Genomic DNA, 20867 nt, shown 5'->3' on the forward strand with positions numbered 1-20867 from the left:
GTTTCGTCTGAAAACAAAAAAGGCGAAGAGGCCACCCTCTTCGCCTTTCCCGCACGCATCCATTCAACGGGCGCTTACGACTCCTCCGACCACACCATATTGTCCCGCGCCATCATCGCCGTCGACGCGCCCGGCCCAAATGTCCCCGCTGTATAGGCACGCGGCTTGTCGCCATTGCGCTTCCACGCCTCGATAATGGGATCGACCCTTTGACGTTTTTTGACAACTGCCGGGACCGACGCAGGAACAATCGTCTGCATCGCAGTGTGACCTCGAGCGATCGCGTCGATTCGCAATCGTGGCAGCACGCGACACGAGTCAAGGGAGGAGAGATTGCCTGTTGCATGCACATTTCCACTGAACCGCAAGACGATGTCCACATTGCATTGCGAAGGTATCGGTGATTTCGCCGCATTTTCGGGTAACGACGGATGGACGAAAAATAACCCTGCCGCCGCGGCAATTCCAAAGGCTGGCCCACTACCTCCTGGCCGCTACTACATCGTAGATCGGGGATCAGGCGGATTTTTTACGCACATCAAGGATTTCATATTAGATCTCTGGAGCAACACAGAGCGAGGCACCTGGTTTGCTCTCTATCGCGACGACGGCGAAATCGATGACTGGACCTTTGTGGAAGGCGTGAGACGCGGCAACTTTCGACTCCATCCACATGGCAGACTCAATCTGAGTGAAGGCTGCATCACACTGGCCGATCCGGTCGGATTCTTCAGACTGAGAGACCACCTGATTCATACCGCTCGCATGGCCATTCCGGGTGGAAAGGGCTTTGCGTATGGAACGGTGGATGTTCGATGAGCATCCGGAAAATCTCTGCAAATGCGGCGGCCGCAGTGGGCGTGTTCCTTCTCCTTTCTTTCCCGATCAGCCGGATCGTCTTTACAGATGGATTCAATTCATTTTTGAATCACACATTGCTAATGCTTGGCATCACATACGAACGAGAACCGGGAGATTCGTTAGTCGATGCATTTCTTATATTGTCCCTTCTCTCTCTTCAGCCGCAACCGTGTGGTTATGCAACGCCCTCATAAAATCCCTGCGTGGAAAAGGCTCAAATGTCGAATGACACTTTCATAAAAATCGATGGAATTGCAGGCGAATCAGAAGATGTGATCCATTCCGACGAAATTCAGGTGACCAACTGGGGAGGGAAAATGTCCCAGCAGTCATCCATGCTGTCGGGCTCTGGTGGTGGCGCAGCCAAGGCCACGGTCGAGGACCTTGTATTTTTCCACGAGGTCGACCGGGCAAGTCCAAACCTGATGTCATATTGCCTGACCGGAAAACATATTGCCAAAGTCGTGCTGACTATGCGTAAGGCAGGTGGCATTCCGCTTGATTTCCTGCGAATTACCATAAGTGACGTCGTCATAACAGGAGTGGAAATGTCCGCCAGCTACGAACAAGTCCGCTTATCGTTCGCAAGCGTCAGGCAGGAGTATCTGTTGCAAAATGCTCAAGGCGGAAGCAGAGGTGTCATCACCGGAACATTCGATCTCAAGCAAAACGCCCCTGGCCGTTAGCAAAAAAGGCGAAGAGGCGACCCTCTTCGCCTTTCCCATCCTCATCCATTCAACGGGCGCTTACGACTCCTCCGACCACACCATATTGTCCCGCGCCATCATCGCCGTCGACGCGCCCGGCCCAAATGTCCCCGCTGTATAGGCACGCGGCTTGTCGCCATTGCGCTTCCACGCCTCGATAATGGGATCGACCCACGTCCACGCCGCTTCCAGTTCATCGCGGCGCATGAAGTGCGTGAGCCTGCCGCGCACGACGTCAATCAGCAGACGCTCATACGCTTCAGCGCGACGGCTCGTGAACGCCTGCTCCAGATCCAGGTTCAGATTGACGGGCAGCGTACGCATCCCGCTACCCGGCTCTTTCGCTAGCATCTGCAACTGGATCGATTCGTTGGGCTGCAACTGGATCACCAGGCGGTTGCCGCAATTGCGCGGACCGCACGGGCTGTTCGGCATGATCGAGAACGGCAGGTCCGCGAATTCGATGACGATCTCCGACAGCTTCTTCGCCATCCGCTTGCCCGTGCGCAGATAGAACGGCACGTTGGCCCAGCGCCAGTTGTTGATATGCGCACGCAGCGCGACAAAAGTTTCCGCGCGGCTATCGGGCGGCACGTTCGCCTCTTCCAGATAGCCCTTCACCGGCTCGCCGCCGACCGCGCCCGCCGTATACTGCCCGCGCACCGTATCGCGGGCAATGTCTTCCGCCGTCATCGGACGCAGCGAACGCAGCACCTTGAGTTTCTCGTCGCGCACGGCATCGGCATCGAGCGATACGGGCGGCTCCATCGCGACGATGCACAGCAGCTGCAGCAAGTGGTTCTGCACCATGTCGCGCATCGCGCCCGTGTGGTCGTAAAAGCCCGCTCGCGTGCCCACGCCGACCGACTCGGCCACCGTGATCTGCACGCTGCGGATGTACGGCGCCTGCCACAGCGGCCCGAAGATCGCATTGCCGAAACGCAGCACCATCAGGTTCTGCACCGTCTCCTTGCCGAGATAGTGGTCGATACGGTAGATCTGATGTTCGGCGAAATGCTTGCCGACCGAATCGTTGATCGCCTTTGCCGACTCCAGATTGTGGCCGAGCGGCTTCTCGAGCACGACGCGCGAATACTCGTCGAGCAGACCGTGCGACGAGAGGTTGTCGCAGATCGTCGTGAACAGTTCCGGCGACGTCGACAGATAGAACACGCGCAGCGCATTCTGGCGCGATGCTTCGGCAAGACGTTGATACGCCTCAGGCTGGTCGACGTCGACGCGAACGTATTCGAACAGCGACAGGAAGCGGTCCCATGCGGACGAGTCAAACGCGCTCGACTCGATGAACGGACGGCTCTGCTCTTCCATCCATTTCAGATAATCGTCGCGCTGCCACTCGCGGCGTCCGATGGCGAGAATCCGCGTCTCGGCGGGCAGGTTGCCGTGCGTATGCGCCATATACAGCGCGGGCAGCAGCTTGCGGGCTGACAGGTCGCCGGCGCCGCCGAAGATGATCATGTCGAGCGGGCGGTCCGGCGAAGCAGGAGCAGTGGAAGTCGTCATAGCGCGGTCGCAAAAATGAACTGCTGGGAAGAACGCAAGCCCGTCCAGGCCACCCTTTCAGGCAGCGCTTACAACGGCCGGCTTGCGCGAGACGACTATGTTGCAACGTTTTCGGTTTGTTTGCACGCTTGCTGACGTGACACGGCACGGACGTTCGTTTCGCTTCTTGCTGTCCTGCACGCAATGAAGCGTAGGGATCGACGGCGTTGCCCCCGTCTCCCGATGCTCAGCCCGCACTCAACGCCGCACGCGCGACCCGCCCCGCCGCCAGGTCCCACGCCGCGCAGCCGACTGTCTTGAAGACGATGGGCAGATTGGCGGCCGGCCGGTTCGCAAGCGCATCGTTGATGCCCGTCACCGTCGACCAGTTGATGCCCGCCTGGATGAAATCGCCCGCTTCGTGCTTCGCGCCCGCCAGATCGTCGACATAGAGCGCGCTGCCCGCAAGCGTACGCGCGCCGATCTCGCACATCTGCGGCGTGAACGCGCCGACGCCAATCACGATACGGCCCGCGCGTGGCGTTTCGTCGTAGACGGCCTGGCGGCTCGTCGTCAGCGCGATGACGGTATCGACGGAATCGGGGATCGTCGAATCACTCAATGGCTCGAGCGCGCGCACATTGCCCTGGTGCGCGTCGCAGAATGCCTGCGCGCGTGCCGGCGACGTGCCGCGCACACGCACGCGCGCCTGCGGATACAGTTCGCCGATCGCCTGCACATGGCTCGCCGCCTGCGTGCCCGCGCCGATCAGCAGAATGTCTTTCGGCGCCGCGTGCACCAGCGTTTCGATGCCGAGCATCGTCATCGCGGCCGTGCGGCGTCCCGTGACGGTCGGACCGTCGAGAATGAACAGCGTCTTACCCGTGTCCGGATCGAACGTCATTACCTGACCGTGAATCGTGGGCAGCGCGCGCTCGCCGTTGCGCGGGCAGACGTTGACGAGCTTGTGGATCGCAAGATCCGCTGCCGAGGCGGGCATCGACAGCATGATGCCGTTGTCGTTCAGCGGCACGACGAGCCGCTCGGGGCTCGCGACGCGTCCCGCTGCATAGTCGGCGGCCGCTGTCTTCAGTGCATCGACGAGCGGGCGAAACGGAATCAGGCGCGCCGTGCCGGCGGCGTCGAAAATCGGTGTGGTGCTCATGTCGGGGCTGCTCCCTTGCGCGTTCAGCGCACCAGAAAACCATACGTAAGCGGATCGCGTTCATCGACGATCCAGTTCGCGAAACCGCAAATATGCGCGTCGCCTTCGATCTCGGGAATCACGGCATCGAAGCGGTCGAGCTTCGTCTCGGACAGCACGCGCCCGCGAAACACAGTGCCGATGATCGATTCGTTGACGAGCGTCTCGTCCTTGCCCAACTGGCCACGCAGATAGAGCTGCGCGACGCGGCCCGCCGTGCCCGAACCCGTCGGCGAGCGGTCGACTTCGCGGTCGGCGAACACGCAGCAGTTCGCCTGCGTCGAGCCGGGATGGCGCGGCGCGTTGTCGATGATCGTGCCGTAGATGTGATCGATCTCCGGAATGAGGGGATGCCGGACCTCGAACGCCGCGTTCGCCGCGCGCTTCACCTCGGCTCCGAACTGGATCAGGCGGTCGACTTGCGGCTCGCGCACATCGAGTCCGAACGGCGCGCCCGACGTGTAGAAATAAAACGCGCCGCCGAACGCAATGTCGCCGAGCACGGTGCCGAAGCCCGGGGTCTCGACGCTCACGTCGCGCTGCCAGATGAACGACGGCACGTTGACGAAGCGCACGCTGCCCGCGTGATTCCCGTCCCATTTGACGAACGCTTCGATGAAGCCGCACGGCGCATCGATACCGACGCGCGTTTCCGGCTCCGTGCGCTCGACCCAGCCGAGCGCGACAGCCGTCGTCGCGAGCGCGATCACGCCGTGGCCGCAGTGATCGCTATAGCCCTCGTTGTGAACGAAGATGATGCCGAAGTCCGCGCCTTCCGAAACGGGATCGGTCAGGTAGCCGCCATACATGTCGGCGTGACCGCGCGGCTCCAGCATCAGCGCGCGGCGCAGATAGTCGGCGTGCTGCTTGAGCCACGCGCGCCGCTCGACGATGGTCTTGCCGGGAATCCTGGGCAGCCCGCTCGTGACGATGCGAAACGGTTCGCCACCCGTGTGCACTTCGACCGTGCTGATCACGCGATTCAGTTTCATGATGCGCCTGCTCCTCGCGTCGGAACCTCTGCCCTTTGCCTGTCGATCATGTCGTCTCACTCCCTTTTCTTGCATGCACCTGCCGTTCAGGTCATGCCGGATCGCGCGTGCAGCGATGGCCGCTATGCAGGACGGCGCTTGAGCACCATGCCGCGGCGCGCATAAAAGCGCTCCATCGTATCGAACGGCAAATACACGTCTGCCTGATGCGGCGCGACGCCTGATGGATTGTGAAACCACACGCCATCGTCGTTACGGCCGTGCAGCAGGATCAGGTGGCCGCCGCGCGCGTTGTTCGGGCGTTCGGGATAACGGATTTCGGGACTCACCGAGACAATCGTCATCGCGTCCTCGCCGATGCTCCCGGCCAGATCGCGCAGCGGCGCGTCGGGCAACACGTCGACGTCGATCGCGAAGGTGCGCTGCACCCAGTCCGCGAACGGGCGGTAAATCAACCCGTCGACGCCGCCGTCGTCGCGCATCCGGTAGACGCCATGCGCCAGTGCGGCATCGAGCAGCGCTGCGCGCGTCGGATGCGCGATGCGCCAGAAATCCAGTGCCGATTCGAGACACGTCAGGCCGCACAGGCGCGACGCCCAGAAACGATACCGTTCGGGGTCGTCAAAACCGCAGCGTTGCCAGTCCGGATCCTCGCATGGGTCGGCGTCGTGCTCGACGATCGGCAGCACCCACTCGCGGCTGCCCCATTGCGTGTAGTAGGGCACGTTCCGATGGCGGAACGCCGCCTCGTCGTGTGGGAGAGCTTCGCTCATAGCATGCTCCGCGGCCGCTGCATCGTGCCGTCGAAAAAGCGCTGCAACCGGAACGCGGAAAGATCCATCGACGGCTGACCTTCGTCGATCCACTCGGCCATCAGGCGCCCGGCGATCGGCCCCATCGCGAAGCCATGTCCGCAGAAACCCGTGGCGATGAGCAAACCGGACATCTGCGATGGCGCGTCGAGCACGGGAATCCCGTCGGGCAGCACATCGATCAACCCGGCCCACGACTCGACGATCCGGGCGTCCTTGAGCGCCGGAAACAGCGCGCGCAACTTCTGCAATGCGCGCGGCGCATGACCGCGATTGGGCTGCGGATTCGGGTCGCGCGGATGCAGAACGCGCTCGCCCGCAGGCACGACGCCCGGCAGGCGGTCGCACAGGTCGCGCACGAACGCGCCGTTCAGATGGAAACTGAACTTCTCGCGCTGCGCCCACAGCTCGGGCAAGAACCACTTCAGCGCACGGAGGTGGCCAAACGTCATGTCGACATCGACCTGCATGTCGTCGGCGAGATTGATCGCGCCGTTCGCGCGCTGGCGGATGCCGAGGCCGTGGCCCCAGAACGTCGATGCCGTGATCGCCGGCAGCGGATTCGTGCGCATGCAGGTGCCGCGCACCGCCTGCTGCGGCAACGCGATGCCGAGCGTAGCGAGCAGCCGCCAGCTGCTCGCGCCCGCCGCACAGATCACTCGCCGCGTGCGGATCGCGCCGCGCTCGGTCACGACGGCCGTCACCGCGCCTGCCGCCCGTTCGATGCCCACCACGCCACAGCCTTCGAAGAACTGCGCACCCGCTTCGACGGCGCGCGCCGCGAACGCAGCCGCCGCACGGCGCGGTTCGGCCTGGCCGTCGCTCGGCGTGTACAGGCCGCCCAGCGCGTTGCCCTGCATGCCGCGCACATGCTGGTCGATCTGCGCACGATCGAGCACGCGCGTGTCCAGTCCATATTGCTTCGCGACATCGAGCCATTGCTGGAACGACGCCCAGTCTGCGTCGTTGTCCGCGACGTAGAGACAGCCGCCCTGCCGCCATTCGAGATCGAAATCCAGCTCGCGTTCGAGCTGTTCCCATATGCGCATGCCTGCCATCATCAGCGGCACCTCGGCGGCTTCGCGGCCCTGCTGACGCACGAAACCCCAGGCGCGCGTCGACTGCTGTCCCGCGATGCGCGACTTGTCGAGCACGACTGCCTTCACGCCGCGGCGCGCAAGATAGTACGCCGCCGCGCAGCCCATGATGCCTGCGCCCGCGATGACGACGTCGGCTTTATCGGGAAACGGCGTGTCGGCCGGACTCAGATGGGCGTGCAGCGGATAGGTGGTCGTCATCGGAGCGGAAAACGGTGCAACGAAACAGTCGCGAGGGACAGCATCTTCTCAGGCCCGCCCGCGCGCCGCAATCCCGGCCAAAAACCGCCGGGCGCCACACCCGCTCGTCCATGCGCCCTTGCGCGCCGTCAATCGGCAAGCCGATTCCATCATCGAAGCGCACCCGAATCCACGTCCGTTATTCGTTTTGCATACGTTTCGCCGGTAAAATGAAACGGTTACGCGTGAATCGCGCATGAATCGGACAGCCCTCGTTAGCAACGGGCGATCGAACTCATTAGAATCGGCAGATTCGCCGAACGCACTCGATCATGCGGATATGGCGCGACACCAGGCGCCCGAAGTCTTGCGGTACAGTCGCGGTCCCGCGAGGGCAGCAAGTGGGCCCGGCGCGCCGCGCTGCCGCCAGCGGTCTCATCCTATACAACTACTTACACCGACTCACACTTCGCGCATGTCCAACGAAGCCACCTCACCCGACTCGCTAGCCGTCGCCGAACGCGTGCGCGAGTTGATGAGCCGTCACGGCATCGGCAAGCGTCAGCAAACCAGCGAGCTTTGCCGGATCCTCGATTTGAGTTTTTCGCAGGGCCACCGGAAGCTGCGCGGCAACAGCCCGTGGACGCTCTCGCAGATCAAGAAGGTCGCCGAGGTATTCGGTGAGCCGGCTGCCCAGTTGTTCGGCGCGCAGTCGCTCGATCCGGGCATGGTGGGCGCCACCGCGCAGGAAGCCGTGTTCGCAATCGGCTCGATCGAACTGGCGTGCACCGCGTGGATAGGTGCGCCGATCGAAGCAGGCAGCCGGCCGGAGTTCATCGCGTGGTCGAAGCACGACCAGTGGCGCGTGGTACGTTACGACGGCGCGCTCTATCAGAACGCGTACGAAGTCCACAAGATCGAGATCTATCCGCGCCGCGCCGAGACTGACAAGCCGTTGATCGCCGTGGTCGACGACGATCAGGCGTCCGCCGACAACCTGCGCGACTATCTCGAACGCAGCGGCTTCGCGGCTGTCGCGATCTACGGGCTGACCGCTTTCGCGGAAACGCTGCAGACGCAGGTGTTCGACGGCGTCGTGATCGACTGGCTCTTCGGCCCGCAGACATCGGCGGAAGCGATTCGCACGGTGCGCGCGTCGGAGAACCCGGACGCCCCCATTTTCGTGCTGACGGGCGAACTGCTGACGGGTAAGGCGAGCGAGTCCGAGATCAGCGACATCGTGCGCAACTATGATGTCGCGTGCTACGAGAAACCGGCACGCATGGCGATTCTCGTCGCCGATCTGTCGAAACGGTTGAGCCGCGCATAAGCGCGAGCGCCTCAAGTCGCCGGGCAACGGCGCGGCCGTCAGCCCGCCACCGACGCCCCGTGGCGCGCCGCCAGCGCGCGCTGCACGGCGGCGCGCAACACCTCGTAGTGAACCGGCTTCGTCAGGCTGTCGAAGAACAGATCGGCCTCGGCACGCGCCGCGCCGTCGGGCGCATAGGCGCTCACCGCGATCACGGGCGTCCGCGTGTCGGCCGGCTGCCCGCTCACGTTCTCCTGATACTCGGCCATGAACGCGTAGCCGTCCTTGTCCGGCATGTGCAAATCGAGCAGCACCAGATCGCAGCGCCGCGCAGCGAGCCATGCGTGCGCGTCGTCGGCATTGGCGACGGCCGCCGCGTCGCAGCCCATGTGCGCGAGCATTTCGCACAGCGACTCGCGCATGAGCTGGTTGTCGTCGACGATCAGCACCTGCGGGCGCCACTCGCCATGCGCCGCTTGCGGCGCAGCCGACACGCCCGCAGGCGCGGCGACCGGCTTCACGGGGATCGTCACCGTGAAGCGCGTGCCCTTGCCCACCTCGCTGTCGACGCTGATCGTCCCGCCGAACAGATCGACGAGTCCTTGCACGATCGCGAGCCCCATGCCCGCGCCCTCGAAGCGGCGCGTGCGCGACGAGTCCAGTTGCGTGAACTCCTTGAAGATCAGCGGAATCTGCTTGTCCGGCACGCCTGCGCCTGTGTCGGCCACGACCACGGCCAGCGCGTCGTCGCGCTGTTCGAAACGCAGCGTGACCATGCCGCGCTCCGTATAGCGGATGCCGTTGGTCACGAGGTTGTTGACGATCTGACGGATGCGATGCGGATCGGAATCCACGAGCCCGACTCGCCCGCTCGCGACGCCTTCGAACGTGAGCCCCTTGGCGCGCGCAGCCGGCTCGTTTTCGTCGACGATCGACACCAGCAGCTCGCGCGGATCGAAATGCTCATTGCGCAATTCGAGCTTGCCGGCGCCAAGGCGCGCATAGTCGGTCAGATCCTTCATCTGCGCTTCGAGATGGCGCGCGGCCGTCTCCAGCCGGTGCAGCACCTTGCGGTCCGCCTCGGAATGAAACGTCATGCCAAGCAGTTCGATCGATGAAACGATCGCGTGCAGCGGTGTGCGCAACTCATGGCTGATCATGCCGAGGAACGCATCCTTCGCGAGACTCGCCTCGCGCGCGGCGCGGCTCGCCTGATGCTCGGCGTCGAGCGCGGCGTGCTGCTGGAGAATCAGCTTCGTGCGGCGCCGGCCGTTCATCACCAGCAGCGCAGTCGCCGCCGCCGACAGCAATAGCAGCACCAGCCCGCCCGCAAATAGCATCCGCCGCTTCGCGATGAAGTCGGAGTTCATTGCCTCGCGGCCCTGCAGATCGACGTTGCGGCGGCTCAGTGCGAGATCGTTGACTTCCTTCCAGTGCTTGCGCAGTTCCTCGACCATCTGCGAGGCGAGCGCGGGCGAGTTCGGCAGCGCGTCGAGCGACGGCTGCAGCGCGACGAGCATCGCCGACAGCCCGGCGATTTCCTGCTGCTGGCGCTGCACGGCTTCCGCCTGGGCGGCGAGGCGCTGCGTCGAGCCCGCCATCACGTGCAGTTTCGACTGCAATACCTGGAAGTGCAGCGCGAGCCGCGGATAGTCGCTGTCGACGCCCGTCTCGTACAGCAGCAACTGGCTTTCGAGGCGCGCGTACGCGATCTGCAACTGCGCGGCGTCCCAGTAGAAGCCGTCATAGGTGCCTGTCAGCTGCTGGGTTGCGCGCGGATTGAGCAGCGTCGAGTAGAGCAGGTAACTGATCGCCGCAGTCGGCGCAGCGAGCGCAGCGATCCAGATGACGACGAGCACGACCCGGCGCAGCGGGCGCCGTGTCATTTGACGATGAGAGCCTTGATCTGCCATACGAATTTCGCGTCCGCCGAGGCCCCCGCCAGCTCACCGGGAAACTGGTCGCGCGGATAGATGAGAAACAGCGGCCCGAAGTCGCTGACCTGCAGGCGCTTGCCGTTCATGCTGTACGCGACGATCACGCCGTAGCGGCTCGAGTCCGACACGGGAACGGTGTACGTGTAGTCGTCCAGCGTATGGATTTCGATTTCGTCACCGTAAGCGCCCACGGTCTTGAGGATATCCGCGAGAAGCGGTCCCGTGAAGGTGGACTTTGCCGTCCACGTCGTCGACGTGGAAATGCTGTGCGCGGGGAGCGCGAGCAACTGCGCTTCCGAAAAGTGAAAGGCGGTGTGATCGGCGTCGTTGGTCTTCGCGATCTTGCCCTTCACGTCGAGCGCGAGCGCGGCCGTCAACGGCGCCGCGGCTGCTTCGAACGAAGCAAAGGCCAGCGCCAGCACGGACATCAGCGCAAGCACTCGTAACCATCCGTTCTTGTAGTTCACTTCCGGGTCCCTCTTGTGGTCTCGTTGTCGATGTGCCCGCATTGTGCCTGACAACGCCTTCGGACAATAACGACAGCGCCGCCGGACATACCCCGACAGAATCTTTGCATGCCGTGCATAATATCGGCTTAATCTCAAAAAGGCCGTTTCGCGGATGCGCGTCGATCCGGCATACCGCGAGCGCAACTTCCGTCCGTCATGAAAAAGCCGGTTTTACCGCTGACCTACGAACAGCTCGACCACTGGATTGACTCGCTGCAGCCCGCCCTGCTCGAAGAGCGCTTTGCCGCCGCCGTCGGCATTTTACGGGGCGGTGCGCCGCTGGCGTTGATGGCATCGCACGCCGTCGGCGTGCCCGTCGCGTTTCTCAGCTACGACCGCCGCGCGCGCCATGTCACGTGGGATTCGGCACAGCCTCTGCCCCCACCCGGCTCGAAGGTGCTGCTGTGCGAGGACATTGCGGGACGCGGCTTCACACTGGTCGACTGCATCGCGTTTCTCGAGCAGCACGGCCTGATCGTCAAGACGCTGACGGGCGCATTCGACGAAATCAGCCGCATCCGCCCGGACTACGCCAACGACGCTTCGGGCTTTTTCGCGCTGTTCCCGTGGGAGCGCCAGGCCTACACGGACGACTATCGCGAAGACTGGCTGAAGGTCGAGTCCGGTTCGGCCGCGAAAATGGCGGAGGACCACGAATACGCCACCTACGCGATCGACCTGGACGGCATCCTGCTGCCCGACGTGCCGCTGTCACGATATGACGAAGACCTCGCCGCCGCTTTGAACGAGCGCGATGCGCTGCTGCCGTTCGACGTGCTGCCCCACGTCGATTTGCAGAAAGTGCGCGCGGTGATCACGGGCCGGCCACACGCCGACCTGACGCGCACGCGCGCGTGGCTGGAGCGGCACGGCTTCGGCCATCTGGAACTCGTGATGCGCATGCCCGACAGCCACGACGAAACGCCCGAAGGCGCCGCCGCGCACAAGGCGGCCGCGGCGCTTCGTTGCGGTGTCACGCATTTCGTCGAGAGCGATCCCGTGCAGGCGCTGTATATCGCGAAACTTGCGCCGCTGTTGCGCGTGATCTGGTGGGACGCGGCGAAGCACAAGGGCACGCTGATCGCCGCGTCGGCCTGGCGCTGAGTTTTCGCGGCGAGTTTCTTCCGCCCGTGGCGTGTCCGCACTGCTCCTGTCGCGCAGAGGGTCCCGGCTCGCGCCCTAGGCCACCTGCTCCTTCGCCTCGCCCAGTTGCAGATGCCGCGCGGCGCGCTGCGACGCGACCACGATCAGCTTCATCGTCGCGCGCGTCGCGCCGACGAACAACTTGCGCGCGTTGCGTTCGTCGAACGCGTCGAAATCCACTTCGCTCAGGATCACGCACGGCGCCGACTGCCCCTTGAAGCGGTAGATCGAGTCGAGCAGCACGTCGCCCTCCCGGTAAGCGGGATTGCCGAACAGATCGTACTTGCCCGTGAAGCTGCGCAGCCGGTGCGGGCCGAGGTGATCGAGCGGCCACAGCACCGAGCCTTCGCGTCCGCGAAACGACAGCACGGCAATGTCCTGCTTGCGAAAGCCGAGCGCGAGCGCCTGCGTGATCGCGCGCTTGGTCGCATCGATGCAGCTTTCGGGCGTCTGGGTCTCGTCGTAGGTCGACAGCGAAATGTCGGAGCCGTCGAACGGCCCGCCCGCCGTCAGGCTGCCCGCCAGCGGCACCGTCGCGCCGACGACGTTGCGCAGATAGCCGAGGATGTCTCGCGGACTGCGGTAGTTGGTCGATTCGCGCAGTACCGTCCAGCCGGGCAGCGCGACGGGCTCGCGCATGTACAGATTCTGCAGCGGATCTTCGAGCCACCACCACGCGCCGCCCGGCTTCAGCAGCCGTTCGAGCGCGGGCACCCACGGCTGCTGGAAATCCTGCCCTTCGTCGACGATCAGCACGTCGTATTGCCAGCCGGTATCGATCGGCGTCGCAGCGAAGGCGCTTTCGAGCTGGTCGAACACGTCGTTGCTCTGGAAATCCGGGGCACGGCCGCTTTCCCGCACGATCCAGTCGCATAGCTGGTGATAGTTCGCGATCTTCGCCTGCGGCGGCGCGACGCGCGCGATGTGATCCGCCAGCGGCCGGTTGAAGCACACGTAGAGTGGCCGCTCGCCGCGCGCGACGGCGTCCTTCATTACCTGCACGGCCAGTTGCGTCTTGCCCGAGCCCGCGGTGCCGATCACGCGCAGCCGGAACGGCGAGAATTCGAGCCGCCGCGCCCATGTCGCCAGCCCGCCCGCGAGCCGCGTGACGAGCGTGCCTGCCTGACCGACCAGCGCGCTCGCGTCGGGCGAGAGCGCGAGTTCGTCGGCGAGAAAATGGTGGATCTTCGACGCGCACGCGAGTCGCGGCTCGTCGCCGGGCAGCGCCGTGCGTATGGTCTCGATGAGACTGTCCTTGCGCGTCGCGTCGACGATGCGCGCCGGGTTCACGCCCGCGATGGCCGCGTCCCGGACCACGTGATCAGGACAATACAGCAGCTCTTCGATGAAATAGGTGCCCGCGCCGAAGGCCGCCGTGAAGCGCCGGTGCAGCCCTTCGATCGTGCGCGCGAGCGCGATCGCGACATTGCGCTCGGTCTGCATGTAGACCTTGACGAGCCCTTTGGGCGTTTCGCGCAGGAAGCCGGTTTTCTGCTCGACGATCATCACGCGCCCCGACGGGCTCACGATCACGAAGTCGGCCTCGCCGAAGACGGAGAACCCTTCGTGCAGCCGCGTCCAGTGCACGCCGTGATAGACGGTGTAGTCGCGCGGCAGCGCTTCTTCGAGCAACGCCAGCGTTTCGCGCTCGCGCGCGGCGGCGCCCGTGGTGGCGAGGCTTTTCCAGTCGTCGGGAACAATGCGGGCCATGCGCGCCTCGTCAGGTTGCGGTGCGCCTATTGTACGCAACGGCCGTAGGGGCTTTTCCGGCGAAAGGAAAGAAAAACCCGCTTCGTGTATCGTAACTGGTTGAACGCCGCGCATGGCGCGGCTTGCCAACGTAGTGAGAAGAGAAAGAGGATTACCGGATGATTACAGTGTGGGGACGCGCAAACTCGGTCAATGTGCAGAAAGTTCTGTGGGTATGTGACGAACTGGTCTTACCCTATCACCGCATCGACGCCGGCCTGCAGTTCGGCCGCAACGACGAGCCCCGATATCTCGCGATGAACCCGACAGGCAAGGTGCCGACGCTCGTCGACGGCGACTATGTGCTGTGGGAATCGAACTCGATTCTGCGCTATCTGGTGATGCAGTACGGCGCATCCAGCCTGCTGTACCCCGAGGAAGCCAAAACGCGTGCGAGCATCGATCGCTGGCTCGACTGGGCGCTGTCCACGCTGCAGCCCGCCGAGCGCCCAGTGTTCTGGGCCATCGTGCGTACGCCGGCGGAGCAACGCGACAACGCGAAGCTCGCCGCCGACATCGACAATGTCTCGAAGCTGTGGCAGATGCTCGACGCGCAACTGCAAGGGCGCTTCTTCATGGAAGGCGAAAACTTCACGCTCGCGGATGTCGTGCTGGGCGCGTATGCGAAGCGCTGGTTCGGGCTGCCGGGCGTCGAACGTCCGTCACTGCCGAATCTCGAACGCTGGTATCTGCGGCTCGCCACCCGCTCCGGCTTCAAGCGATACGTCGACTTCGATCTGACCTGACAACATGACCATCTCGCTTTACGCATGGGGCACGCCGAACGGCCGCAAGATCAGCGTCGCGCTCGAAGAAATGGAGCTGCCGTACGTGGTGCGACCCGTCAACATCACGAAGGACGAGCAGTTCGATCCCGACTTCCTCGCGATCAGCCCGAACAACAAGATTCCCGCGATCGTCGATCCCGCCGGACCGGACGGCCAGCCGATCAGCGTGTTCGAATCGGGCGCGATCCTCTTGTATCTTGGCGAAAAAACGGGCAAGTTCCTGCCCGCCAGCCTGCGCGACCGCGTGCCCGTGCTCGAATGGCTGATGTGGCAAATGGGTGGCTTTGGGCCGATGCCGGGTCAGGTGCATCACTTCGCGGCGCTCGCATCCGAAGACGACAAGCGCTACGGCCTGAAACGCTTTTCCACCGAAACGCGGCGGCTCTACTCGGTGCTCGATGCGCGGCTCGGCAAGACGGAGTACGTGGCGGGCAAACTGTCGATTGCCGACTTCGCGATTCTCGGCTGGGCATGGCGGCACGAACGCCATAAGGTCGATCTTGCCGAGTATCCGAACGTGAAACGCTGGTACGACATGCTGTTCGAACGCCCGGGCGTGAAGCGCGGCTTCGACGCGAAGCTCGACTGATTCGATCGGCTGGCGGGTAAGGTCGGGCATCTGCGCGGGCACCCGGCGCCGCGCTATCCATCTGGTATGAACCGTATAATCAGCGGATGAAAAACGCCAAGCCAAATGCTGCTGCCGCACGAGACCATTCGCACGACGCGCACGCCGCGGGCCACGCTCATGCGCATGAGGGCGACTTGCACCATGAGCAGGCCGGGCACGCGCGCAGCACGCCTGCCTCTGCGGAAGCGGCGCTCGCGCTGGCCGAAGAATATTGCCGCGAGCGCGGCGAAAAGCTCACGCCGATTCGTCGCAAGGTGCTGGAGCTGCTGCTGACATCGGGGCGCGCGACCAAGGCGTATTCGCTGCTCGACGACATGCGCCAGATTCACCCCGGCTCGGCACCGCCCACCGTCTATCGCGCGCTCGACTTCCTGCTGTCCGCCGGACTCGTGCACAAGATCGAGTCGATCAATGCGTTCGCCGTCTGTCACGATCTGACGCAATGTCAGCACGGCATTCTGGTGGTGTGCCAGCAATGCGGCAACGTCACAGAGTTGCACCAGCCGGCGCTACGCGAAGCGCTCGTCGCGCAAATCGAAAACGCCGGATACCGGCTCGCCGGTGACGGAATCGAGCTGAAGGGACTGTGCTCCGCGTGCCAGGCGGCGCAGGCCGCCGGCCGCGGGATACATCCATAAAAGCGCCGCATTTCGGGCTTCAGGTCAACCCGGCCGCGCGTGCGCCAATCGCGTCATGCAGTAACGTCACCAGCGCCTCAGGCGGCGCCGGTTTCGTCATGAAATGCTGGAAACCTTCGCCGATGCTGCGCAGCCGGTAGGCTTCGTCGGTATGGCCCGTGAGAGCCACTGCGACCGAAGGGGAATGATCGCCGCGAATCTCGTGATCCCGCACGCGTTGAATCAGATAGAAGCCGTCCATCGCGGGCAGATCGAGATCGCAGACGACGGCATCGGGCAATGCCCGCACTGCCGCTTCAACGCCCTCTTCCGCGTCCGCCACGGCGATAACGTTCGCCCCTTCCGATTCGAGCAGAATCTTCAATGATTCCCTATTTTGCGGGTCGTCTTCAACGAGCACGATCGTGGCCTGATCGAGCCTCAGTACTCCGTTCATCTTGATGTTATGGCTGGAAAATCTGGTTATGCATTCTGACGTGGCCATGATGTAACGCATTGATGTACCGCGCCAGCACCGGCAGCGGAAAACAGTTCAACGTTTTTACTCTCGTATGCACGTTCTTACCAATGGATGACGGACGCGCTGTTCGTCCGTCGATCTGCCTGCTTCGCAATATCGTCACTGCGCGCGCCTTGTGCAGCGCATGTCCACGATTCGGACTCGATTTTACGCGTCGAGTTGCACGCCACCGTGCGCTTGTCCGCTTCGGCATACAGGTTGACGCCAAACGGCACCGCACTATCCTGCCGATCCGCCAGGCGCTTGTGTGAAGATCCGAAGGCGGACTTGCGAAACGCATATCATCAAGCACGTTGCGTGCCGCTCGAACGCCGCACAGCATTTCGACGGAGTCAGTCTGCGCGCGGTTCATCTTGCGACGCCCTGCGTCAGCAGCGCAACCGCGTGACGTGCGATATCGTCGGCCGTCAGCTTGCGGCGCGCGGGGTCGTTGCGCCACATCGACGAAGTCGCGAGCGGCAAGATCGTCAGACCTATCACAGACAGAAATACCAGCGACGGCTCCAGCGCCGCGTTGATTTTGCCGTCCCTTTGCCATTTCTCGATGTACGCAATGCCATTCTTCTGGTTTGCGTCGCCGAAACGCTCGTGCATGCGCAGCTTGAGCAGGCCGCCTTCGCTGATGACCTCGCGGATCCACAGTGGAGGAAACCACGGATAGTGGCCCGCGACTTCGACCAGACGCTGCGCGAGCAGCGTGATGGCCGCGACGGGGTCGTCGGGGTGCGCCTGAAACGAGCCGCCAAGGCGCGCGCGCAGCGGCAGGAAGCGCTCGTCGATCAGCACATCGAGCAGCTGGTCGCGCGTCTTGAAGTAGTAATGCATCATCGCGGGCGTGAAGCCGGCCTCGCGGGCGACCTGCCCGAGCGTCGTATCGACGATACCCTGCCGCGCGAACAGCGCGAGCGCTGCGTCCAGTAGGCGCGCTCGCTGCTCCGGACCGCGCCCGCTGCCGGATGGGCGGCCGGGTCGGCGCGCGGCGGGCTCCGGGCGCGCTCGCGCGCCTGCCTCTTCAACGCCGCCAGGCTGATCCGTTCGATCCGAACCCGCTTTCGATCCCGCTTTCGATCCCGTTTGTGCTTGCCTTGCCATGACCGGTATTTGACGAATGCTGCAACGTCGCATATATTAATCGTCGTGTTAATTAATTTCAAGGCAACTTGAACGCAACGGGAGCGCAAATGGAAAGCCCCACCTCGACCGCCAACATGGCCGATGCGATGCCCGCCACTATCGAGCGTCCGTCTCTGCGCGTGCTGTTCCCCGCGCTGCTGCTCGTGATGCTGCTCGCGGCGCTCGACCAGACCATCGTGTCGACGGCGCTGCCCACTATCGTCGGTGAGCTGGGTGGGCTCGACAGCCTGTCGTGGGTGGTCACCGCCTATCTGCTCACCTCGACGATCGTGGTGCCTCTATACGGCAAGTTCGGCGACCTGTTTGGCCGCAAGATCGTGCTGCAGACGGCGATCGTGCTGTTCCTGATCGGCTCCGCGCTCTGCGGCGTCGCGCAGAACATGACGCAGCTGATCCTCTTGCGCGCGCTGCAGGGACTCGGCGGCGGCGGGCTGCTGGTGATCACGATGGCCGCAATCGGCGACGTGATTCCTCCTGCTGAACGCGGACGCTATCAAGGCGTGTTCGGCGGCGTGTTCGGTCTTGCCACCGTGATCGGACCGATGATGGGCGGTTTTATCGTCGACCATCTGTCATGGCGCTGGATTTTCTACATCAATGTGCCGCTCGGCATCGCTGCGCTGCTGGTGATCGGCGCGGTATTCAAACCGCGCGTGCAACAGGTCAAGCACACGATCGACTACATGGGCGCGGCATTTCTCGCGGGCGCCCTCACCTGCGTGATCCTGTTCACGAGCCAGGGCGGTACCGTGTTGGCATGGACGTCGCCGCAACTGTGGGGCACGCTGCTGCTCGCGTTCATCTGCATCGGAGGCTTCGTCTATGAAGAGCGTCTTGCCGCCGAACCCATCATGCCGCTCGAACTCTTTCGCGACCGCACGTTCCTGCTGTCGAGCGCGATAGGGTTCATCGTCGGCGTGTCACTGTTCGGATCGGTGACGTTTCTGCCCATGTATTTGCAGGTGGTTAAAAATTCCACGCCATCGCAAGCGGGCATGCAGATGTTGCCGATGATGGGCGGCGTGATGCTGATGTCGATCGTCACGGGACGCCTCATCAGCCGTATCGGCAAGTACCGGATGTTCCCGATCATGGGTACGTTTCTCGTCGGCATTGCGATGCTGCTGCTCACGACGCTTAAGCTCACGACATCCGTTCAGGTGATGTATGCGTACATGGCCGTGCTTGGCTGCGGCCTCGGCATGGTGATGCAGGTGCTGATCCTTGCCGTACAAAACGCAGTGCCGTTCAAACATCTCGGCACGGCGACGTCGGGCGCCACGCTGTTTCGTTCGATTGGCGGCTCGGTGGGCGTCGCGGCTTTCGGCGCGATTTTTTCGAACGGACTGAGCGCGCGTCTGCAAGCGCTCATTCCACCCGACACCGAGTTGCCGCATGCGCTCGGCCCTGCTGCTATCCACCACCTGCCGGCCATGTTGCGCGACGACTATCTGCAAGCGTTCGCGGGTGCATTGCATACGGTGTATATCGTCGCGGCATGCGTCGTGGTGCTCGCGTTCGCGCTCGCATGGCTGTTGAGGGATCATCCGCTTCGCCACCATTAAAGCACGTCGAAAACGGACAAACGCTAGCAAACGCACACACGCCCTTGCATGCACGAAACGCGTGCAATCTATTATCGAGGTGTTTCAGAAATTCGCAGGCCGGTCGCGAAGTGCGCCCGGCCTTTTGTTTGAGCGCGGCGTTTCCTATGATCAATGTACGGGTTGCCGCGTTGTATTCGCGTCTATGCAAAAACCCTGACGGGCTATCGTTTCACCCCTGAAATCAAAGCGTATTTGTCTACGATAGGTAACAACGTCGATTGACGCGAAGAACGAAAGAAACCATATTGGCACACACAGCGGCCCCGTAACGAAAGGACTGGGCTGGCCGCTACCCAGCGCATGTGGATCGTAGTTCCGCCAACTGCGAGTTTGCTTCAACTTCGATCCTGAGCATGCCGAAATGGCATTGCATACAACTGGTTGGGGTTAAGCATGTCTGCTGAAACATCACCTGCCCAGGGTTTCCCAACGCCGTGTACACGTTGCGGCGGCGTGCTGTATCAGCATGCCGACTTCTGCCCGTACTGCGGCGCCGATCACCCCCTCGAACCCAATCAGCGCAAGCGCGCCGGCACGCAGTTGCGAGCCGTCGATACGCGGCCGCCGCTCGCCAGCGTCGCCGCGGACGGCACGAGTATCTCGCCGCACCTCGCGTCCGACGTGCCCCTTGCACCGCTCGACGTGCCGCAGCCGCTGCGGCAGACGGCCGGCCGCTGGATCTTGACGAAGGGCGCCGTGCTGCTGCTGTTCGTTGTCGCGCTCGGCTATGCAGGCTATCTGCTGCTAGGCGACCATCGACAGGACACGGGCAGTGACGAGCCGACCAACAGCGCGAGCACCTCGGGCGGATCGATTTCGCCGTACACGCCGCCGCAAACGGCACGCAACGCGCCCAGTGCCAACGTGACGAACGCGCCTGCCTCGAAGACAGCGGCCGCATCCGTTGCCGTCGTCTCGCCTGGCGTGCCCACTGCGCCGCCGCGGCGCGCGGTGCAGCACTACGGCAACGTTCCCGATGCATTGCGCGCAGCGCGCACGAGTCTTGCCCACAACAGCCTCGCCGATGCGAAGGCCGCCCTGTCCGATGCGCATGCCCTCGAGCCGGACAACACAGAAGCGATGCAGATGCAGAGCGATCTGAAGGACCGCGAAAACAGGCGTGACGCCGCGCTCGGCGTGGCGAACACCTGTGCGAAAGACAAACTGTGGAACTGCGTGCGCGAGCGCGCATCGCAGGCGCTCGCCATCGATACCAGCAGTGCCGACGCGCAAACGCTGCTCGAACACGTGATTCTGTCGACGGGCTGGAAGCCATTGTCAGGGGACGCGAAAGCAGCGCCCGCGCTTCCTCCATTGCGGCCCGCCATACCGGCCAGCAGCGCAGCAACAGCGAACACGGCAGCCAACACCACGGCCAGCGCGACGGCCAACGCCCCTGCAACGGGCAGCAACGCGGCGAGCGCCGTCAGCAGCATCGACGCGCAGATGCGCGCGATCCGCGAGTCGGGCTGGAAACAGCACCCTGCGTCAGCCAACAAACCGTAGAGCACGTCACGCAATCGAGAAAACGAAGCCACTCAAGGTA

At 63.5% G+C, this 20867-nt stretch carries 20 protein-coding genes; 9 read left to right on the forward strand and 11 right to left on the reverse strand.

Annotation, left to right across the window (positions count from 1 at the left end):
* Window positions 1-74 precede the first annotated feature (74 nt).
* Window positions 75-260 (reverse strand): hypothetical protein, encoded by a 186-nt coding sequence (locus tag BPHY_RS16925; protein ID WP_041764287.1) that lies wholly within the window; start codon window positions 258-260, stop codon window positions 75-77.
* 73 nt (window positions 261-333) lie between these two features.
* Here BPHY_RS16925 and BPHY_RS39565 point away from each other — a divergent pair, with 73 nt between their 5' ends.
* The gene (locus BPHY_RS39565) at window positions 334-819 is read left to right on the forward strand and encodes a DUF2778 domain-containing protein (protein ID WP_157686603.1); all 486 of its coding nucleotides are present in this window, start codon (window positions 334-336) and stop codon (window positions 817-819) included.
* Between the two features lie 260 nt (window positions 820-1079).
* A complete protein-coding gene (locus BPHY_RS16935; RefSeq protein ID WP_041764293.1) occupies window positions 1080-1547 on the forward strand; it encodes an Hcp family type VI secretion system effector in 468 nt (155 codons plus the stop codon).
* A gap of 60 nt (window positions 1548-1607) precedes the next feature.
* On the opposite strand, the gene zwf is transcribed toward BPHY_RS16935, so the two are convergent.
* The 5 genes from zwf to BPHY_RS16960 all read right to left on the reverse strand — a co-directional run bounded on the left by zwf (window position 1608) and on the right by BPHY_RS16960 (window position 7377).
* Window positions 1608-3092 carry a glucose-6-phosphate dehydrogenase gene (zwf, locus tag BPHY_RS16940; RefSeq protein ID WP_041764297.1) on the reverse strand — a complete coding sequence of 495 codons (1485 nt, stop codon included), beginning with the start codon at window positions 3090-3092 and terminating at the stop codon, window positions 1608-1610.
* A gap of 226 nt (window positions 3093-3318) precedes the next feature.
* Window positions 3319-4236 (reverse strand): bifunctional Delta(1)-pyrroline-2-carboxylate/Delta(1)-piperideine-2-carboxylate reductase, encoded by a 918-nt coding sequence (gene lhpI, locus BPHY_RS16945; protein ID WP_012402671.1) that lies wholly within the window; start codon window positions 4234-4236, stop codon window positions 3319-3321.
* Window positions 4237-4259: 23 nt separating this feature from the next.
* On the reverse strand, window positions 4260-5267 hold the full coding sequence (lhpH, locus tag BPHY_RS16950) for a trans-3-hydroxy-L-proline dehydratase (protein ID WP_012402672.1): 1008 nt from the start codon (window positions 5265-5267) through the stop codon (window positions 4260-4262).
* Window positions 5268-5389: 122 nt separating this feature from the next.
* The gene (locus tag BPHY_RS16955) at window positions 5390-6040 is read right to left on the reverse strand and encodes a C39 family peptidase (protein WP_012402673.1); all 651 of its coding nucleotides are present in this window, start codon (window positions 6038-6040) and stop codon (window positions 5390-5392) included.
* Window positions 6037-7377, reverse strand: coding sequence for an NAD(P)/FAD-dependent oxidoreductase (locus tag BPHY_RS16960; protein ID WP_012402674.1), 1341 nt, complete (start codon window positions 7375-7377; stop codon window positions 6037-6039). The genes BPHY_RS16955 and BPHY_RS16960 overlap by 4 nt, the downstream gene beginning before the upstream one ends.
* 454 nt (window positions 7378-7831) lie before the next feature.
* Between BPHY_RS16960 and BPHY_RS16965 the strand changes: the two genes are divergently transcribed.
* Complete coding sequence (locus BPHY_RS16965; RefSeq protein ID WP_012402675.1) at window positions 7832-8686, forward strand: helix-turn-helix domain-containing protein; 855 nt, start codon at window positions 7832-7834, stop codon at window positions 8684-8686.
* Between the two features lie 38 nt (window positions 8687-8724).
* Here the strand turns inward: BPHY_RS16965 and BPHY_RS16970 are convergent, their stop codons facing one another.
* Both BPHY_RS16970 and BPHY_RS16975 read right to left on the reverse strand, forming a co-directional pair.
* Complete coding sequence (locus BPHY_RS16970; RefSeq protein WP_167538877.1) at window positions 8725-10578, reverse strand: ATP-binding response regulator; 1854 nt, start codon at window positions 10576-10578, stop codon at window positions 8725-8727.
* Entirely contained in the window at window positions 10548-11069 is a 522-nt protein-coding gene (locus BPHY_RS16975) for a molybdopterin-dependent oxidoreductase (RefSeq protein WP_012402677.1), read from the reverse strand. Before BPHY_RS16975 ends, BPHY_RS16970 begins: the two co-directional genes overlap by 31 nt.
* A gap of 198 nt (window positions 11070-11267) precedes the next feature.
* Between BPHY_RS16975 and BPHY_RS16980 the strand changes: the two genes are divergently transcribed.
* Entirely contained in the window at window positions 11268-12215 is a 948-nt protein-coding gene (locus BPHY_RS16980; RefSeq protein ID WP_012402678.1) for a phosphoribosyltransferase, read from the forward strand.
* 75 nt (window positions 12216-12290) lie between these two features.
* Here the strand turns inward: BPHY_RS16980 and BPHY_RS16985 are convergent, their stop codons facing one another.
* Entirely contained in the window at window positions 12291-13964 is a 1674-nt protein-coding gene (locus BPHY_RS16985) for an ATP-binding domain-containing protein (protein WP_012402679.1), read from the reverse strand.
* A 158-nt stretch (window positions 13965-14122) separates the two neighbouring features.
* Between BPHY_RS16985 and BPHY_RS16990 the strand changes: the two genes are divergently transcribed.
* From BPHY_RS16990 to BPHY_RS17000, 3 genes are all read left to right on the forward strand, one after another.
* Entirely contained in the window at window positions 14123-14749 is a 627-nt protein-coding gene (locus BPHY_RS16990; protein ID WP_012402680.1) for a glutathione S-transferase family protein, read from the forward strand.
* A gap of 4 nt (window positions 14750-14753) precedes the next feature.
* On the forward strand, window positions 14754-15380 hold the full coding sequence (locus tag BPHY_RS16995) for a glutathione S-transferase family protein (protein WP_012402681.1): 627 nt from the start codon (window positions 14754-14756) through the stop codon (window positions 15378-15380).
* A gap of 86 nt (window positions 15381-15466) precedes the next feature.
* Window positions 15467-16060: a Fur family transcriptional regulator gene (locus tag BPHY_RS17000; RefSeq protein ID WP_012402682.1), complete on the forward strand. Its 594-nt coding sequence runs from the start codon at window positions 15467-15469 to the stop codon at window positions 16058-16060.
* A 19-nt stretch (window positions 16061-16079) separates the two neighbouring features.
* Here the strand turns inward: BPHY_RS17000 and BPHY_RS17005 are convergent, their stop codons facing one another.
* Entirely contained in the window at window positions 16080-16556 is a 477-nt protein-coding gene (locus BPHY_RS17005; protein WP_012402683.1) for a response regulator, read from the reverse strand.
* 372 nt (window positions 16557-16928) lie between these two features.
* Entirely contained in the window at window positions 16929-17672 is a 744-nt protein-coding gene (locus BPHY_RS17010) for a TetR/AcrR family transcriptional regulator (RefSeq protein WP_012402684.1), read from the reverse strand.
* 89 nt (window positions 17673-17761) lie between these two features.
* Here BPHY_RS17010 and BPHY_RS17015 point away from each other — a divergent pair, with 89 nt between their 5' ends.
* Window positions 17762-19279, forward strand: a complete 1518-nt coding sequence (locus BPHY_RS17015; protein ID WP_012402685.1) for an MDR family MFS transporter — start codon at window positions 17762-17764, stop codon at window positions 19277-19279.
* A 435-nt stretch (window positions 19280-19714) separates the two neighbouring features.
* Window positions 19715-20827, forward strand: a complete 1113-nt coding sequence (locus BPHY_RS17020; RefSeq protein WP_012402686.1) for a zinc ribbon domain-containing protein — start codon at window positions 19715-19717, stop codon at window positions 20825-20827.
* Window positions 20828-20867: the final 40 nt, after the last annotated feature.

Origin of the sequence: Paraburkholderia phymatum STM815, assembly GCF_000020045.1 — a bacterium.
In the GTDB taxonomy this organism is placed as follows: Bacteria; Pseudomonadota; Gammaproteobacteria; order Burkholderiales; family Burkholderiaceae; genus Paraburkholderia; species Paraburkholderia phymatum.